This window comes from Sphingobium sp. R-21, from assembly GCF_049913335.1.
Lineage (GTDB): Bacteria > Pseudomonadota > Alphaproteobacteria > Sphingomonadales > Sphingomonadaceae > Sphingobium.
Window position 1 is genome coordinate 618,590 of the sequence record NZ_CP184375.1, and the last position, 17,561, is coordinate 636,150.

Genomic DNA, 17,561 nt, shown 5'->3' on the forward strand with positions numbered 1-17,561 from the left:
CAGCGCGTCACGCCGCCTCCCTGGCTTCTATATCCAGCACCAATTGCCGCCCGTCATCATGCGGTTTGGCATGGATCGGACACAGCGTCTTGCTGCCACAGGCGAGCGTCATCCATTCGACTTTCCATTCAATCTGCGCCTGGTCGTGACGTCCATCACGCACGATCCTGACAATGGCCGCACCCTCCGCCGCGAGCGTGAAATGGCAGCGCCCGCTGCCAATATCATGATGGCCGCGCAGCAATGTCCCATCGGAAAAGGCGAAGGAAAAGCCGTCTGTCACCGCGCTGGCAGGCAGGTCGAATATGGTCTCGACCTCGCCGCTCAGCCTCAGCCTGCCGCCGTCCATTGCCTCGATCTGCACGCCCATGCCTGGCCCTTCCCTGAGAATCGCTATGGGCCTGAGAATAGAACATATAGGGAACATAAGGAAGGGGTGCCGGGTTAGGAGATCGCAGCAAGATAAAGGCCGGCACGCTTCGTCGCATCTGCCCGGCCAAGCCTTTGTCTGCACATCCTTTTTGCTGGAGACGGCCTATCTCCCGATAGCCAGAAAACCGGCACTGTCTGCTCGCAAAGCCGCAGCAAAGCGTGACTTTCGCGCGAGATACTTGAGGTCCTGGGGCCTTTCTCGCCATATCCTCGATGATGGCACAGGATGACGATAGCTTCGAGCCCCGCGTCGGGCGTTCGCGGCGCAAGGGCGCCCGCCCGCCGCGTGCGGCTCGGCTGCGCTCGCAGATTCTGAAGCAGGTTGCCCGGCGCGGCGGCAACCCGCGCCGCCTGGGGCTTGATGGGTCGGCTTCTGGCCCTCGCTCCGGCCGCTTCAATGCACGGGGTCGCGGCGCGCGGATCGCGGCCGCCGTGCCACGCGGTTCGGGCTGGTCCTTTGACCGGGGCAGCGGCATGCGGGTGCGGCCCCGGCGGGTGACGGTGAAAGCGCGGGTGGTGAAGCTCGCCGGCAAGGTCGGCGCTGTGGGGACGCATCTGCGCTATCTGCAACGCGATGGCGTCAGCCGCGATGGTGAGCCGGGGCGCTTCTATTCGACGTTCGCGGATGAGGCCGATTCTAGGGCCTTTGCGGAACGGGGTCTGGACGACCGTCATCAGTTCCGCCTGATCGTCGCGCCGGAGGACGGCCCGGCCTTCGATACGCTGCGCGATTTTACCCGCGATCTGATGGCGAAGATGGAAGAGGATCTGGGCACGACCCTCGACTGGGTGGCGGTCGATCATTTCGACACGGGACACCCCCATAGCCATATCCTGATCCGGGGCGTCACCGAGGACGGCAAGACCCTGAACATAGCCGGCGACTATATCGCCCATGCCATCCGCTATCGGGCATCGGAAATCATGACCCGGTCCCTGGGTCCGCAGAGCGAGATCGAGGTGCGCCAGCAGCTCGAACGCGAGGTCGATGCCGAACGGCTGACCCGGCTCGACCGGATGATGCTGTCACAGGCACAGGACCATGTCATCGACCTGCGCCACATGGAGGGCCCGCAGGGCATCGATGCGGGCCAGCAGCAACTGCTCGTCGCCAGGGCGCGGGTGCTGGAGCGGATGGAACTGGCGGAGCCCGCCGGACCGCTCTCCTGGTCGCTGGCGCCGCATATGGAAAAGACGCTCGCCGACATGGGGATGCGGGGCGACATCATCCGCCTCATGCATCGGGAGATGACGCGGGAGAAGGAAGCGCCCCGGATCGATGCCCACCGCTATGTCGTGCATGGCATCGATCAGGCGCCGGAACAGATCACGGGGCCCATCATTGGCAAGGTCATGAAACGGGGCGCCGCCGATGACGATCATGAGCGCCGCTATCTCATGGTCGACGGCATCGACGGACGCAGCCATTATGTCGATGTCGGGACCAGCGCCGAGCCGACGCCGGTCGGCGGCATGGTGAGCCTGACACCCAGGCAGACAGAACCGCGCGCCGTCGACCGTACCGTCGCCCAGATCGCCGGCGCCCATGCCGGGCATTACAGCCTGGGCATTCACCTCAACCATGATCCCGATGCCAGCGAGGCTTTTGTCGAGACCCATGTGCGGCGGCTGGAGGCTATCCGCAAGGCGACCGGCAAGCCCGAGCGCGAGCCCAATGGCACATGGAAGATGGGTCCCGATCATCTCGATACCGTGCGCGCCTATGAGCAGCGCAAGGCTCGCGCCGAGCCGGTGAAGGTGGAGATGCTGTCGGCCGCACCGATCCTCGAGCAGACAGGCGTTCAGGCTGCCACCTGGCTGGACAAGGAACTGACGGCGACGGACAAGACCGCCATTGCCAGCAGCGGCTATGGTCAGGAGGTGCGCAAGGCGCTGGCCCTGCGCCAGCAATGGCTGGTCGATCAGCAACTGGCCGAACGGCAGGGGGAAGAGGTGATCTACCGCCGCAATCTGTTGCGCATTCTCAGAGAGCGCGAGGTGCGGGCCGTAGCCAACCAACTCTCGAAGGAAATGGGCCTGCCCTTTGCCGAGACGGTGCCGGGTGAGCGTGTGGAGGGGACACTCAGGCGTCGGGTCGATATGACCTCCGGGCGGTTCGCGCTGATCGAGCGCAGCCATGAATTCACGCTCGTCCCTTGGCGCGACGAGCTGGACCGCCATGTGGGCAAGCAGCTTTCCGGGCTGATGCGCGAGGACCGGCCGATCAGCTGGACCATCGGCCGGGGCCGCGGCGGTCCGACAATCGGCGGCATGTGAGTCCGATCCGGGCCGATCTGGGCCGATCTGCACCATCCCCAAACAGAGGCCGAACGGCCATAATCGTCCATGGCAGCGGATCGCTCCTGTGTCCCCCCTTGCGCTAAGCTGGTCCGCTGCCACCGGACATCATCATGAGCAGGCCGACGCCCGATGAAAACCTACAAGACCCGGCACCAACTGTTCCTGCCCGAGGAGATGAGCAGGCGGCTCGAGCATCTGGCGAAAAGTTCGGGCCGGGCGCGGTCGGAGATATTGGTCGAGGCACTCGACGCCTGGTTCAACCGGCGGCAGGCGCCGAAGAGCGACGAAGCCATTGGCATTCGCCTTACCAGGATCGACCGCAACACCGACTGGCTGCGGCGCAACCAGGCTCTGGTCTGGGAGGTACTGGCGCGGATGGTCCGGCATCAGCTCGTCACCGGGGCCATGAACCCGGTTAGCGAAGCCGCACAGGCCGCAGGCGCCAAGCTGTTTGCGCAACTGATCGACGAGATTGCCGATCGGTTCGCGGGCAAGGCGCCGCCAGCCACCGACGATCCCATCATCCAAAAGCTGAGGAGTTTGCAATGAGCCGTGAACATCGACCGTTCAAGAATATCGACCTGCCGTCTCAGGACAGGATCGAGCCGATCACGGTGCGCATTCCCGATGCCTGCCGGATGCTGGGGATCAGGCGCAGCAAATTCTATGAACTCATTGCCGAGGGCGAGATCAGGACGCTCAAGCTTGGAAGCGCGACACTGGTCCCAGTCGAGGGGATCAAGGCATTGGTACGGCGCCTGGAAGATCGTTGATCTGATAGAAAGCGGTTCGACAGCAACGCGCCACTATCGGTCATTCGAACTGAGCGGCCTCATTCCCAAAACACGACACTCGTTCGGTGCCACTTCTTGCTGGTCCCTGGAGTACGAGATATATTTTTGCGAAATGTGATTCCGCGCACACCGTCAGTCCGTTAAGGCCAACAGCCCACCTATGAGGTCGAATGCCGATATACCGGTACTTTTCTGAAGAACGCTTTGCGAACGCATTCATAACTGGCGGCCAGATGCGGTTTGGGTCACTCGCCTCGTATCGGGCATACGAAGATGGCGGCGTCAGAGGTGATCCTAGGGACGGGGCGTTGCACTACGCTCCGCCCGAAGGGCTGGAAATCACAATGGTGAAAGACGGTCGTAAGCTGACCGGCGTGAGCTTCACCACCGCCGCTCAAAACATGTTTGTTTACTGCGTTAGTAATGAGCCATCCGACCGCTGCGTCAAAGAGCTCGGTCCTTTCTGCGTCGAGATCAGTGATTCGAACGAGATTGTCGCACGACTAAAAGCGCGTGCGTGTCGCCACTCAAAGCTGGATTATGCGCAGACTTCATTCGGGTCTGTAGAATACCGACCGCTAGACGCAATACCCGGGGTGGATTGGGCATTCCCCGAACGGGTTGTGCTGATGAAGCCGCCCGAGTATGACTGGCAAAATGAATCTCGATTTGTGCTACCGTCGAAGCCCGAGACTCAATCTGCCGACCTTTTCGTAATGATCGAAATTGGCAGTCTTGAGCATCTGACGAAGCTATACCGCTACTAACGCTGTGGATCACCATCGCTTTTGCACGCCAATGTCGTCAATCAGTGGCGCAATAGCCAAGCATCAAAGCGGTCGGTGATTCATCGACCATGTGGCAATCTGGAGCGCCCATAAAACGGACCTTTTTGAAATTTTGAGTTGGCAGCGGCGCCCCGCTGTTTGAAGGGGCGCGACCATCATCCAATCAGTCCTTTTCAGTACCACCTTGCCTGCGCGCGCCTACAATTGTTTGACATGTCGAAAGCTAGAGCTATCCAGCAAAAGAAACGGGCCGCGCGATGCAGGGGTGGGGAGCGTTAGGTGCCGATAACTATAGAACACACCAAGGAAAACCTTTGCGCCGCGCACGTCTACGCCATTTGCGCATCGGCAGGAGTGTTACTGGGTAAAGCCCACGTCCACGACTACGGCGTGGATGGCAGCTTCAACACCGTTATCCATCGCGGCACCAGGCGCGTCGTTTCCGGCTTTGGCCTCGACTTTCAGGCGAAATCGACGGTTAATTGGGAGATTAAAGACGACGAGGTCATCTATGATCTTGAGTCCAAAACCTACAACGACATCGTTTCGAGAACGCCAGCTGAAACGACGCTTATTCTCGTGCTCCTCTGTCTCCCCAAGGATGCCACTCACTGGCACTCCGTAACGAACGAACTTACGATCCTGCGCAATTGCTGCTTCTATCACACATTCCAAGGCCCAGTGGTCGGCAACGAGGACTCCACTAAGCGCATCAAAATCCCTTTGGATCAGCTTTTGACGCCGGATAGCCTCATCGATCTGCTGGCAGCGGAGAAGTCGCGGCGAGAGGAGCAAGCGGCATGATGGATTTTCGCGATACTGGTCCCGGTGCAGTTCCGTTGGACATGCTCCGGCGATACCTTGTGGCGACGGGCTGGCATGTGCGTGCGTCGTCCACAGTCTTGGCCTCATCGGAAAAGTCTACTGCCCATGCGCTCTTGCGAAGCCGAACCGGAGGGAACCGGAACTTTGAGGTTTTCGTCTCAGGATCACCGGATTTGAGAGGGATCGAGCTGGTTGTACCAAACAGCATCAGTTCCTCGGAATATGCTTCACAGGTATCTCGGGTTATAGACGCCCTCTCAGCTATTGAGGACCGGGCCGAGTTAGACGTTGCGCGCTCCATACGGGAGGTCGCGTTCGACGTACTGCGGTCTCGCATCCCTGATGCATTGGTGGTCGATGACTCAATCCGTTTAGAAATGGCGCAGAGCTTTGTGCTTGGCATCCGTGGTGTTCTGGCAGCTACGGCGCACACCGAGCTAGACCCCCTGCCCTACTACCTGCGGACAAAAAAGGAGGCGTCAGATTACGCCAATCGGTGCCGGTTTGGCCACACTTTCAGGGGCAGTTTCGGCTTCACCGTAGAATCACCCATCGAACCGTCAATTCAATCCACCTTACCTGGAATCGACCCCGCACCGCCTTTCGAGCGTAGGGTAATCCAGCGCCTAGTGCGCGGCCTTGAAGCGGTCTCGGTAGCTGTCTCGACCGACAGTACCGATCCGATCACGGACACCACCAAGACTGGCTTTAGTGCGAACGTGTGCGAACAGTTGGCTGCCTTGGTCGACGGCACATCGCCGAGCGGCATCGTTTTCGATTTCTCCTTTAGTCCCGAATGGAAGGACGTACGGGCAATCCACGTCGGTCCCGAGCATTTTATGGTTGGCCCGCGTCAGGTCGAAGCCGTGCGAGAAGCTGCAAAGGTGCTGCGCTCCCGTGTTTCATCATGGGATGAGACAGTATTTGGCCGGGTCATCCGGCTTGCCTCCCAAGCCGACCCATCGGACCTTCTGGATATGATGGGGGACCGAGAGGTTGCGATCCTGTGGTCCAGCGAAGCGACCGGTGACATAACGGTCCGCGCCTCTCTTAACCCCGCAGAGTACCTCCAAGCCGTTGAGGCGCACGCAGCTGGGCGCGCGGTCGAGGTTAGTGGAACCTTGGAGCGGCGTGGGCGCAGGTGGGTCTTGCTCAATCCCATTAATTTTCAGGTGCATTAGGGGCTACGCTCAGACCTGCGCGCACTAGAAAGCTAGCCGATGATCGTATCACAGCAGTTTCGTTTGCTAAGCCAAGAAGGCCACCTTGCCAGCCGAGCCTTTCTGACGGGCTTCCAGGATATGGCATCGGTTGATTACGATCGCCCCGGCACCGTATATTCCGCACTGTTCCAGCTTTCCATAGCGCTAGAACGGCTGATGAAGATCGTCATCATACTGGACCACATGGCGCGGCACGATTTTAGCACTCCATCAGATAGAGACCTTCGCAGCTTCGGGCACTCAATCACCACGCTCTATACGGCAGTCGAGAAGGTAGGCCACCGCGTGGGCGTGGTCGACGGCTGGTTCCAGGCACCCGCCTTCCAAACTGAAATGCTTGGCGCGCTTTCGGAGTTCGCCAAGGGGGCTAGGTATTTCAACATCGATCAGTTGGTGAGCGGCGCTGCAAACATTGACCCTCTGACCCGATGGTTCGGTGTTCATATGAAGGTTGCAGAGGCCTCGCTGAGCCATAAGAAGCGAGAAAGCATCATGACCCGCTCCCGTGCCCACTGCGAAGCCCTTGGGCTATTTGGATGGGAAATGGGGCCAAAGGGTCAGTATGACCTCACGATTGACGTCACGTATCAGCTAGAGCTCGCCAGGGTGACCCGAGGGCACGTCGTCTGGACCGTGATTGAAATTCTAGAGCCGATGTACCGCGTCATATGGGCACTGGAAGATGCCCTGCATGGGGCAGAGCTGGCTAAAGGTATGACCATCGCTGTCGTACCTCATATGACAGAATTCTTCCCGTTCGGCATGACCGACCGCGCAACCGCGATCCGTCGTAAGCAATGGACATCGCTATTTTATATCGGTGGCAGGATCTGAGTGCGGCAGGGGTACGGAGGGGCCGTGGGGCGAACACAAAAAAGCAAGGTTATTGAGATTATCGCATACTGTCCTGCGGTTGTTAATCGACACCGCGTGAATGCAGCTATCCGCGCGACCCAGCTCCGAAGCGGACATTCGCCTATCGGCCAGTTGCGGCCGCTATGCCATCGATTCCTCAATGGCAAATTATGATCCGCTATGCCCGAATTTCGGTCGCAAAACGGTAGCGCCGTCCCGTAGCTGGTCGAGATAATCTGACCAGTGCTGCATCATTCGGACCCGCTCTTCCCAATATTGCCCGCGCGCGTAGGCGCGGCGGATCGAATTTCCGTCTGCGTGAGCGAGCTGGCGTTCGATGGCGTCAGGGTTCCAGATACCCATCTCATTGAGGAGCGTCGCCGCCATAGCGCGGAAGCCGTGGCCGGTCATTTGATCCTTGGAATAGCCAAGCCGTCTTAGGGCAGCGTTGATCGTATTGTTCGACATCGGTCGATCAAGCGCCCGCAACGAAGGAAACAGAAAATCGCTGTACGCAGCGTCGTGGTCGATCTCGCTTATGATGGCGAGCGCCTGCCGTGACAGGGGGACGGCGTGCGGGCGGCGCATCTTCATTTTGAAGTCTGGGATCGTCCATACGCCCTTTTCAAAATCGAACTCCTTCCATTCAGCCCATCGCAATTCACCAGGACGAACAAAAAGGTGCGGAAGGAGGCGGAGGGCAATTCGGGTGAGGGGGCTGCCTTCGTAATCCTCAACGGCTCTCAGCAATGCGGTGGCTTCACCGGCCGTCGTGATCGCGGCGCGATGTTGTTCACGCGGCGTGATGAGTGCGCCCCGTAGGTCCACGGCGATGTCACGCTGAGCGCGGGCGGTGGCGATCGCGTAGCGGAATACCTGGCTGCAGGTGCTGCGAATGCGGTTGGCTGTATTGTAGCGTTTCGTGGCCTCCTCCTTTTTCAGGACCAAGAGGAGCTCATGCGCTGAAATCTCGGTAATAGGGCGGCGACCGATCGCGGCGTAGGTTTTGCCCAGTAGCCATCTTGCTTTTTTAAGGGTGAGCGGCGCGGCGCCCTCTTTTTCGATCTTGTCCAGCCATTCCTCCGCAATTGTCTCGAAGGTGTTGGTTGCAGCCAATGACTTGGCGATCTTGTCCAGCTTCGCCTGCTCGGCCGGATCGACTCGCTTCGCCAGCTTCCGTCGCGCCTCGAGAAGCATTTCCCGCGCCTCGCTCAGCATGATTTCTGGCCAGCGGCCAAACGACAGGGTGCGCTGCTGTCCGTTGAAGCGATAGTTCATGCGCCAGTACCGGACACCGGTCGGCTTTACGAGGAGGTAAAGGCCATCACGATCGGAGAGCTTGTACGGCTTCTCCTTGGGCCTAGCGTTTTTCACCGCATTTGCGGTGAGGCCTGTTCTGCGACTGCTGCCTTCTGCCATGATGGACCTCCCAAGCGGTGCTCGGCGGGCGGTCCATCAACTGTACCCTCATTGTACTCGGAAGAGGATGGAGCCGGCCGGATTTGCCTGGCAAGTCTAGCACAAAAAACGGCAGAAATCAGCCATTTATCGGACGTCTGCGGACGTCTCTGGAAGCTGAAATGGAGGCCCGAGCCGGAATCGAACCGGCGTATACGGATTTGCAGTCCGCTGCGTCACCACTCCGCCATCGGGCCTCGGCGTGGGTGGCCGCAAATGTGCGGCTTTTGATGCAAAGTCAAGCAGCGCTGTGATATCGTAGCGCAAGATTCTGGTGTTGGAGCACGTAAAGCCGCTTGGCGTGGCTCGTTGGCTGATTTAGAGGTCCGATTTATATCTTTGCTGTATTGCTTTCCTAATACAGCTTTCCTAAAAGCTATCTCAGTCGAGGAATTGTCGTGACGGAGCAGAATTTTTCATCGATGCGGGCCGCCATGGTCGAAAGCCAGCTTCGCACCAGCGATGTGGATGATCAGCGCGTGATTGCGGCGATGGCGCATGTGGCGCGGGAGGAATTCGTGCCGGCTGAGCGGCGGGCCATGGCTTATGTCGATCGGCCGGTCCCGCTTGCGGGCGGTCGCGCGCTCAATCCGCCGCTGGTCACGGGCCGTCTGCTGAAGGAAGCGCAGATCGCCAAGGGTGACAGGGTGCTGTTGATCGGCGCCGCCACAGGCTACAGCGCGGCACTGCTGGCGACGCTGGGTGCGCAGGTCACCGCGGTCGAGGAAGAGGGCGGACCGGACATCGCGGTCGATGGCGTAACCGTGGTTCGCGGCCCTCTGAATGCTGGTTCTGCCGTTGGCGCGCCCTATGATGTGCTGTTCGTCGACGGTGCGGTGGAGGAAGTGCCCGCCGTGCTCGTTCAGCAGCTTGCCGATGGCGCGCGGGTGGTGACAGGCATTGTCGAGCGTGGCGTGACCCGCCTGTGCAGCGGTCGGGTGGTGTCGGGGGTGCTGGGTCTTTCCCGCCTCGCCGACATGGAAATGGTTGTACTTCCGGGCTTTGCCGCACCGGAACGATTTGTGTTCTGAAAGGGGCTATGGGGGGACATGACAGCAAGATCTTGGCTTTCGGGGCGTAATGCCCTCATCCTGTTGCTGTCGGTGTCCTCTGCCATGGCCGGGACGGTTCATGCGGAGACCCTGCAGGGGGCTCTGGCCAAGGCCTATCGCTCCAACCCGACGCTTACCGGCGCGCGTGCCGGGCAACAGGCGACCGATGAGGGCGTGCCTATCCAGAAGGCGGCGGGGCGACCCTCGCTTGGAGCGACCGGGACCTATACGGAAAGCATTCTCAAGCCGACGATCAGCTTCACTTCGCCGCAGCGGACGGTGGATGCGAATGCCCAGTTGACCGTACCGCTTTATTCCGGCGGCGCCGTGCGTAACGGCGTGAAGGCGGCGAAGACCCGCGTGGCAGCAGGGCAGGCAGATCTTCGCGGGACGGAGGCGAGTGTCTTTTCCCGCGTGGTTGCCGCCTATATGGACGTGATCCGCGACAGTGCCGTGGTCGCGCTCAACCAGGCCAATGTGAGGGCGCTGGAGGTCAATCTCCAGGCGACAGGCGACCGTTTCGAAGTGGGGGACGTGACCCGAACGGATGTCGCGCAGTCCGAATCGCGATTGGCGCTGGCCCGCTCCAGCCTCCAGACGGCCGAGGCGAACCTGATCACCAGCCGGGAAAATTATATCGCGCTAGTCGGCGAGGCGCCGGACGATCTTCAGCCGCCGCCAGCGCTTCCGGGACTGCCGGCGTCCCCTGATGCCGCGGTACAGGTCGCACTGAAGGACAATCCGGATATCCTGGCCGCCGCCAAGAATCGGGAAGCGACGGCTTACGATGTCAATGTGGCCAAGGCAGCGGTATCGCCCACGCTCTCCGCCTTCACCCAGGCGGGTTACACCAATTATCTTGATACGCTGAGCGCCATGAACAGCGCCGACGGGTCGCAGGTCAACAAGCAGGCCTCGGCAGGCGTGCAACTCAGCATTCCACTCTACCAGGGCGGACGTCCGGCCGCGCAGGTGCGGCAGCGCCAGGCGCTCGAATCGCAGGCTATGGAGCAGGTGATCGAGGTCGAGCGCGGCGTGATCGCGCAGGCCCGTTCGGCTTATGCAAGCTGGCAGGCGTCGCTGGAGAGCATCCAGTCCAACCAGAAGGCGGTGGACGCGGCGAACCTGTCGCTGGAAGGCGTGAGAGCGGAAAATTCCGTCGGCAGCCGCACCATATTGGACATCTTGAATGCCGAGCAGGAAGCGGTGAACGCCAAGGTTCAACTGGTGACGGCGCGCCGCAACGCCTATGTCGCCGGCTTCAGCCTGTTGGCGGCCATGGGCCATGCCGAGGCGGATGACCTGAACCTCGAAACCGGTACGCTTTATGACCCGATGGTTAATTATGACCGGGTGAAGGGCAAATGGTTCGATTGGGATTTCGACCCAGCGCCAAAGGTTCAATCGACGCGGACCGTTGACTCCCCGGCGCAAAACGCCAATGTGGACCCCGGTTTGGCACAGCCTTAACGCAATTTTAACCTCAGGAGCGTTCCTTGGTGGTATGGCGTTAACGGGGACAGGAATAGGGGTTAACCATGGGCGACATGAGCAAGGAACCCTCGATGGAGGACATCCTCTCGTCCATCAAGCGGATCATCGCTGAAGAGGGCGAGGAAGCGGTGCAGACCCTGCCACGCCGAGCACGCGGAGAAGCCGCGCAGAAGGTCCGGCCTGTTTCCGTGCCGGAGGCCCTGTCCGAACCAGCTGGTGACGAAGTGCTGGAACTGACCGACGAGGTTGCTGTGGAGGAACCCATGCCTGCTCATCGAACGTCCCGCGCGTCCCGGCCTGCTGCCGAGCAGGAAGATGCGTCCATCCTGTCCGTCGAAAGCGAAGTTGCGGCCCGGCATTCCCTGTCCGCCCTGTCATCCATGCTCGTTACGCCCAGGGAAGGCGAAGACAATACGCTGGATGGGCTGGTGCGTTCGATGCTGAAGCCGATGCTGAAGGAATGGCTGGACGCGCGCTTGCCGCAGATGGTCGAGGACATGGTCGCCAAGGAAATCGCCCGAATCACGGGCCGCTGAGTCGAGACGCTCTGATTCGCGCCATTGCGAGGTGCGGTTGCTTGTCTCCCGCCGCAATCATGCTGAACTGACCGCGATCATTCGGTCTTTGTTATTTTATTACGCACTAGTGGCTGATCCTTGCGAGCCAGCCGGCGGCTGCCTACACCCTTGTTGATAGCTTCGTCGCCGCCGCGAAAAGCGGCGCGATCCGGTTCAAGGGTGTCATCGATGAAATCTCTTCTGCAAGCGGGACTTGGTGCTCTGGCTCTCGCTCAAGCGGCGTGGATCGCCGCGCCAGCCTCTGCCCGGCCATTCACGCCCGGCGATATGGTCGACCTGCGTCGCGTGTCGGCGCCGGCGCTTTCCCGCGACGGGCGATGGCTCGCCTATCAATTGCGAGCGACCGATCTTGCAGGGAACAGGGGAAGGACGGACCTGTATCTGCTGGACCTGAGCAAGGCGGGTGCGGCGCCTCGCATGATTGCCTCCCTCCCGGACAAGAATGAAAGCGCGCCAGCCTTTTCGACGGACGGCAGATCGCTCTACTATCTCTCCAACCGGAGTGGGGAAGACCAGCTTTGGCGGGTCGTCGTCCAGGATGGCAAGAGCGAGCAGGTGACGAAGGCGCCCGGCGGGATTTCGGGGTTCCTGCTCAGTCCGGCGGGTGATCGCGTCGCGCTGTGGGCAGACCGGCCCGTGGGTGCGAAGACCCTTGACGATGTAAAGGCCGCGCCCCCGCCCACGGCTGGCACGGGACGTGTCTATGACCAGTTGTTCGTGCGCCATTGGGATACATGGGCGGACGGGCAGCGCTCGCAGATCTTCGTGATGCCGCTGGGTGGCGGCAATGCCGTGTCGGTCATGGGTGCGCTGGTCGGAGACAGCCCGTCCAAACCCTTTGGCGGTGCCGAAGAGATCGCCTGGAGCGTCGACGGCAAGACTCTGTTCTTCACGCTGCGCGAGGCGGGGCGCATCGAATCCCTGTCCACCAACATGGATATTTTCGCGGTTCCCGCTGACGGGCGCGCGGCACCCGTCGATCTGACGGACGCCAATGATGCGATGGACAGCATGCCCGCGGTGTCGCCCGATGGAAAATGGCTTGCCTATGCCGCGATGAAGCGGCCGGGCTATGAGAGTGACCGGCAGGTGTTGATGCTGCGCGACATCGCGACGGGCGAGACAAGGACGCTGACCGAGGCGTGGGACCGATCGGTCGCGTCCATTGTGTGGGAAGCCGATGGCAGGGGCATTCTGGTTACCGCCGATGATGTGCTGGACCATCCGGTATTCCGCGTGGACGCCGCGTCGGGCAAGGTCACGCGGCTGACGCAGGCGGGTCATGCGGGCAGCGTCCTGCCGCTGCCCAAGGGCGGCTTCGTCTACATGCTCGACAGCATTCAGTCGCCCGCCGATTTCTGGAAGATGCCGGGCGGCAAGGGCAGGGCCGTTCGGTTGACCAGCGTCAATGGGGACAAGCTGGCCGGGGTCGACGATGTGTCGGTGCAGCGATACAGCTTCAGGGGCGCGAATGGCGACATTGTCTGGGGCCAGATCGTGAAGCCGAAGGGGATTGGGGGCAAGCTGCCGGTGGCCTTGCTCGTCCACGGCGGCCCGCAAGGCAGCTTCAACGACAGCTGGTCCTACCGCTGGAATCCCAAGCTGTTCGCTTCCCATGGCTATGCAGCGGTCATCGTCGATTTCCATGGTTCGACGGGCTATGGGCAGGCCTTTACCGACAGCATCAACAAGGATTGGGGCGGCAAGCCTCTGGAGGACCTGAAACTGGGTCTGGCGGCCGCCGCGGCGCGGGACGCGCAGGTCGACGCAGGAAACGGCTGCGCACTTGGCGCCAGCTATGGCGGTTACATGATGAACTGGATCGAAGGGAACTGGCCCGACGGCTTCAAGTGCATCGTCCAGCATGACGGCGTGTTCGACGCCCGTGCCATGGCTTATGAAACCGAGGAATTGTGGTTCGACGAATGGGAACATGGCGGACCCTATTATGAAAATCCGCAAGAGTTCGAAAAATGGAACCCGGTCAACCATGTGACCCAATGGAAGACGCCGATGCTGGTGGTGACCAGCGAAAAGGATTTCCGCATTCCCTACACGCAGGGACTAGCGGCCTTCACCGCGCTGCAGAGGCGAAACGTGCCGTCAAAGCTGCTGATCTTCCCGGACGAGAATCACTGGGTGCTGAAGCCGCGCAACTCGCTGCAATGGTATGACGAGGCACTGGGCTGGCTGGATCGGTGGACGAAGAAGCAGGACCGGTGAGACTTCTATGGGTCTGCGCTCCAAATTAGGGCGGATCAGGCGATAGCGCGGATGAAGCCGGTCAGTATCTCCGCCAGCTTCTCCGGCGCCTCGACAGGCAGCATATGGCCAGCGCCCTCCACCACTTCCAGCCGGGCATGGGGGGCGCGGTCGACCATCTCCTGATGTTGGGCCGGGGGAGCCCAATTGTCCTCGCTGCCGGTGACCGCGAGGAAGGGGCAGCTTATGGACGCAAGCAGGTCCAATCGATCCGGCCGGCTGAGCAGGGCCTTCTGCTGGCCTGCGAAAATATCGGCGTCGGCGCGCAGCAGCATGTCGGTGATGCCCTCGATCAACGCCACATCCTCCAGTCGGTGCGGCGCCAACATGGGGGGCATCCACTGTTTCGCGACGCTGCCCATGCCCTCTCTACGGGCGAGATCGACCAGTTTCAGGCGCCCTTCCGCCTCATGCGCCTTGGGGCCGCCCGCGCCCGTATCCAGCAGCGCCAGTCCCACCATGCGGTCCGCCACCTGGTCCGCCAGCTCCAGCGCGACCCGGCCGCCCATGCTGTGGCCGATGACCACCATCTGACCGCTGACCCTGTCCGCGATATTCCGGGCCATGGCAGCCAGAGAATCGCAGCCGTCGGTGCGGGCGATATGGATGGAGCCAAGGCGGCTCAGCGCGCCGATCACGCCGTGCCAGACCCAGCCATCGTTCATCAGGCCGGGGATCAGTACGATGGTCAGCGGCTTTGGGGATGCGGTCACGGCTTTTTTGCCTCATGGACGGAGGAAAGATGCAGCGGATATTTGACGCCGCCGCCGCCTTGCGTAAAGGCCAGCCTATGACCGAATTGCCCAAGACCTTCGACCCCGCCGAAATCGAGTCCCGCTGGTACGCCCATTGGGAGGAGCGGGGGCTGTTCCGCCCGGCCCGGCCCGATGCTGAACCCTTCACCATCGTCAACCCGCCGCCGAACGTTACGGGCAGCCTGCATATCGGCCATGCGCTCGACAACACCTTGCAGGACATCGTCATCCGCTACGAGCGGCTGCGCGGCAAGGACGCGCTGTGGGTGGTGGGGACCGACCATGCGGGCATCGCGACGCAGATGGTGGTCGAACGGCAGATGGAGGCGCAGCAGGACAAGCGCACCAACTACACCCGCGAGCAGTTCGTCGAGAAGGTGTGGGAATGGAAGGCGGAAAGCGGCGGTGCGATCACGCGCCAGCTTCGCCGCCTGGGCTGTTCCATGGATTGGGCCAATGAGCGCTTCACCATGGACGAGGGCTTTTCGAAAGCCGTCATCAAGGTGTTCGTGGAATTGCACAGGCGTGGCCTGCTGTATCGCGACAAGAGGCTGGTGAACTGGGATCCGCGCTTCCGCTCGGCGATTTCGGACCTGGAGGTCGAGACGCAGGAGGTGAAAGGCGGCTTCTGGCACTTCCGCTATCCGCTCGCCGATGGGGTCAAGCTCCCCAGCGGGGCCGACCATATCGTGGTCGCGACGACAAGGCCGGAAACGATGCTGGCGGACATGGCGGTCGCGGTTCATCCGGACGATCCCCGCTACCGGGACGTCATCGGCAAGGACATCCTCCAGCCGATCACTGGCCGGCGTTTCAGGATAGTGGGCGACGAGCATGCTGATCCTGAACTCGGATCGGGCGCGGTCAAGATCACGCCGGGGCATGATTTCAACGACTTTGAAGTGGGCAGACGGGCGGGCTTCCGCGCCGCCGGGATGCTCAACATGTTCGACGCTGACGCCAATGTGACCCAGACCGCCGATGGGTTGATCCCGGATCGGTTCCTGGGGCTGCACCGTTTCCGGAAGGATGGCGTGGACGGCGCGCGCGAATTGGTGGTGGCGGAGATGAAGGCGCTCGGCCTGCTGGTGCCGCACGTCTCGAAGAACAAGGAAGGCGAGGAAGTCCTCTCCGACGCAGAGCCGCGCACCATCCAGACGCCCTTTGGCGACCGTTCGGGCGTGGTGATCGAGCCGTGGCTGACCGACCAATGGTATGTCGACGCGGAGAAGCTGGCGGTCGCGCCGATGCAGGCGGTGCGTGACGGGCGGATCGAGATCGTGCCCAGGACATGGGAAAAGACCTTCTTCAACTGGATGGAGAATATCCAGCCCTGGTGCGTGTCGCGCCAGCTCTGGTGGGGACATCAGATTCCCGCCTGGTATGACGAGGACGGCAATCCCTATGTCGCGGAGAGCGAAGCAGAAGCGCAGGCGATGGCCGGGAACAAGGCGCTGGTCCGCGATCCCGACGTGCTCGATACCTGGTTCTCCTCCGCGCTCTGGCCCTTTGGCACGCTGGGCTGGCCAGAGGAGACCGAGACGCTCAAGCGCCATTACCCCAATGACCTGCTGATCTCCGGCTTCGACATCCTGTTCTTCTGGGATGCGCGCATGGCGATGCAGGGGCTGGAGTTCATGGGTGATGTGCCGTGGCGCAAGCTCTATCTTCACGGTCTGGTGCGGGCCGCGGATGGGCAGAAAATGTCCAAGTCCAAGGGCAATGTCGTCGATCCGCTGGGCCTGATCGACAGGTTCGGCGCCGATGCGCTGCGTTTCTTCATGGCGGCCATGGAAAGCCAGGGGCGCGACGTGAAGATGGATGAAAAGCGCGTCGAGGGCTATCGCAACTTCGCGACGAAGTTGTGGAACGCGGCGCGTTTCCTGCAAGCCAACGGCGTCGCCGCATCGACCAGCCATGAGGCACCCCATGCGGAAGCCCCGGCCAATCGCTGGATCATCGCGGAGACGGTGGCGACCGTCCAGGCGATCGACACTGCCATGTCTGAACTGCGGTTCGACGCCGCGGCCAACGCCATTTATCACTTCGTCTGGGACCAGTTTTGCGATTGGTATATCGAGCTTACCAAGGGCTCGATGGACGAGGAAACGCGCGCCGTCGCGGGTTGGGCGTTCGACCAGATCCTGGTGATGCTGCATCCGTTCATGCCCTTCATTACCGAAGAGTTATGGAATCTGACCGGCAGCCGCGAAATAGAACTGATCGTCGCCCGCTGGCCGCAGGCGCTCTATGCCGTCGACAGCGAGGCGCAGGGGGAGATCGATTGGCTTATCCGGCTGATCGGCGCGATGCGGACGGCGCGCACCGAACTGAACGTGCCGCCCGGCGCGAAGCTCAGCGTGGTCGTGCATGACGCGGCCGAGGAAACCCGCCGCCGCATCGATCGCCAGGGGGCCGCATTGGCGCGTCTGGGCCGGGTGGAAAGCCTCTCCTTTGGCGATAGCGTCACGGGCGGCGCGGCGCAGATCGTGGTGGACGAGGCGACCTTCATCCTGCCGCTGGAAGGCGTGATCGACATCGCCGCCGAGAAAGCGCGGCTCGCCAAGGCCTTGGCGGCGGCCGAGAAGGAACGGGATTCGCTGTCCGGGCGTCTTTCCAATCCCAGCTTCGTCGAGAAGGCCAAGCCCGAGGCGGTGGCCAAGGCGCGCGAGGATCATGGTGAAAAGGCGGCAGAGGCGGAAAGATTGAAGGCGGCGCTGGAACGGCTCGCCTGACCGGCGAAG

At 61.6% G+C, this 17,561-nt stretch carries 15 protein-coding genes and 1 tRNA gene; 12 read left to right on the forward strand and 4 right to left on the reverse strand.

The annotated features are described in order from the left end of the window. Positions 1–7: 7 nt before the first annotated feature. On the reverse strand, positions 8–370 hold the full coding sequence (locus ACN9MX_RS17500; RefSeq protein ID WP_363829850.1) for a hypothetical protein: 363 nt from the start codon (positions 368–370) through the stop codon (positions 8–10). 275 nt (positions 371–645) lie between these two features. Here ACN9MX_RS17500 and rlxS point away from each other — a divergent pair, with 275 nt between their 5' ends. From rlxS to ACN9MX_RS17535, 7 genes are all read left to right on the forward strand, one after another. Beyond that, on the forward strand, positions 646–2,709 hold the full coding sequence (rlxS, locus tag ACN9MX_RS17505) for a relaxase/mobilization nuclease RlxS (protein WP_363829852.1): 2,064 nt from the start codon (positions 646–648) through the stop codon (positions 2,707–2,709). A 153-nt stretch (positions 2,710–2,862) separates the two neighbouring features. Continuing rightward, positions 2,863–3,282 (forward strand): hypothetical protein, encoded by a 420-nt coding sequence (locus ACN9MX_RS17510; protein WP_363737250.1) that lies wholly within the window; start codon positions 2,863–2,865, stop codon positions 3,280–3,282. After that, positions 3,279–3,506, forward strand: a complete 228-nt coding sequence (locus ACN9MX_RS17515) for a helix-turn-helix domain-containing protein (RefSeq protein WP_363737249.1) — start codon at positions 3,279–3,281, stop codon at positions 3,504–3,506. The genes ACN9MX_RS17510 and ACN9MX_RS17515 overlap by 4 nt, the downstream gene beginning before the upstream one ends. Before the next feature lie 365 nt (positions 3,507–3,871). Further along, positions 3,872–4,294: a hypothetical protein gene (locus ACN9MX_RS17520; RefSeq protein ID WP_363829855.1), complete on the forward strand. Its 423-nt coding sequence runs from the start codon at positions 3,872–3,874 to the stop codon at positions 4,292–4,294. Positions 4,295–4,594: 300 nt separating this feature from the next. Beyond that, positions 4,595–5,119, forward strand: coding sequence for a DUF4365 domain-containing protein (locus ACN9MX_RS17525; RefSeq protein ID WP_363829857.1), 525 nt, complete (start codon positions 4,595–4,597; stop codon positions 5,117–5,119). Beyond that, positions 5,116–6,321 (forward strand): hypothetical protein, encoded by a 1,206-nt coding sequence (locus ACN9MX_RS17530; RefSeq protein ID WP_363829860.1) that lies wholly within the window; start codon positions 5,116–5,118, stop codon positions 6,319–6,321. The genes ACN9MX_RS17525 and ACN9MX_RS17530 overlap by 4 nt, the downstream gene beginning before the upstream one ends. A 39-nt stretch (positions 6,322–6,360) precedes the next feature. Further along, positions 6,361–7,197 carry a hypothetical protein gene (locus ACN9MX_RS17535; RefSeq protein ID WP_363829863.1) on the forward strand — a complete coding sequence of 279 codons (837 nt, stop codon included), beginning with the start codon at positions 6,361–6,363 and terminating at the stop codon, positions 7,195–7,197. 189 nt (positions 7,198–7,386) lie between these two features. Here ACN9MX_RS17535 and ACN9MX_RS17540 read toward each other — a convergent pair whose 3' ends face one another. Together ACN9MX_RS17540 and ACN9MX_RS17545 are read right to left on the reverse strand one after the other, a co-directional pair. Then, positions 7,387–8,637, reverse strand: a complete 1,251-nt coding sequence (locus ACN9MX_RS17540; RefSeq protein ID WP_363829865.1) for a tyrosine-type recombinase/integrase — start codon at positions 8,635–8,637, stop codon at positions 7,387–7,389. Between the two features lie 162 nt (positions 8,638–8,799). Further along, positions 8,800–8,873, reverse strand: a tRNA-Cys gene (locus tag ACN9MX_RS17545). 201 nt (positions 8,874–9,074) lie between these two features. Between ACN9MX_RS17545 and ACN9MX_RS17550 the strand changes: the two genes are divergently transcribed. The 4 genes from ACN9MX_RS17550 to ACN9MX_RS17565 all read left to right on the forward strand — a co-directional run bounded on the left by ACN9MX_RS17550 (position 9,075) and on the right by ACN9MX_RS17565 (position 14,023). Further along, the gene (locus ACN9MX_RS17550) at positions 9,075–9,707 is read left to right on the forward strand and encodes a protein-L-isoaspartate O-methyltransferase family protein (RefSeq protein WP_363830019.1); all 633 of its coding nucleotides are present in this window, start codon (positions 9,075–9,077) and stop codon (positions 9,705–9,707) included. Between the two features lie 18 nt (positions 9,708–9,725). Next, positions 9,726–11,198, forward strand: a complete 1,473-nt coding sequence (locus ACN9MX_RS17555) for a TolC family outer membrane protein (RefSeq protein ID WP_363830022.1) — start codon at positions 9,726–9,728, stop codon at positions 11,196–11,198. A 68-nt stretch (positions 11,199–11,266) separates the two neighbouring features. After that, entirely contained in the window at positions 11,267–11,758 is a 492-nt protein-coding gene (locus ACN9MX_RS17560) for a DUF2497 domain-containing protein (protein ID WP_363755942.1), read from the forward strand. Between the two features lie 210 nt (positions 11,759–11,968). After that, the gene (locus ACN9MX_RS17565; protein WP_363830025.1) at positions 11,969–14,023 is read left to right on the forward strand and encodes a S9 family peptidase; all 2,055 of its coding nucleotides are present in this window, start codon (positions 11,969–11,971) and stop codon (positions 14,021–14,023) included. Positions 14,024–14,058: 35 nt separating this feature from the next. On the opposite strand, the gene ACN9MX_RS17570 is transcribed toward ACN9MX_RS17565, so the two are convergent. Continuing rightward, on the reverse strand, positions 14,059–14,775 hold the full coding sequence (locus tag ACN9MX_RS17570) for an alpha/beta fold hydrolase (RefSeq protein WP_363830027.1): 717 nt from the start codon (positions 14,773–14,775) through the stop codon (positions 14,059–14,061). A gap of 77 nt (positions 14,776–14,852) precedes the next feature. Here ACN9MX_RS17570 and ACN9MX_RS17575 point away from each other — a divergent pair, with 77 nt between their 5' ends. Beyond that, positions 14,853–17,552 carry a valine--tRNA ligase gene (locus ACN9MX_RS17575; RefSeq protein WP_363830446.1) on the forward strand — a complete coding sequence of 900 codons (2,700 nt, stop codon included), beginning with the start codon at positions 14,853–14,855 and terminating at the stop codon, positions 17,550–17,552. Positions 17,553–17,561: the final 9 nt, after the last annotated feature.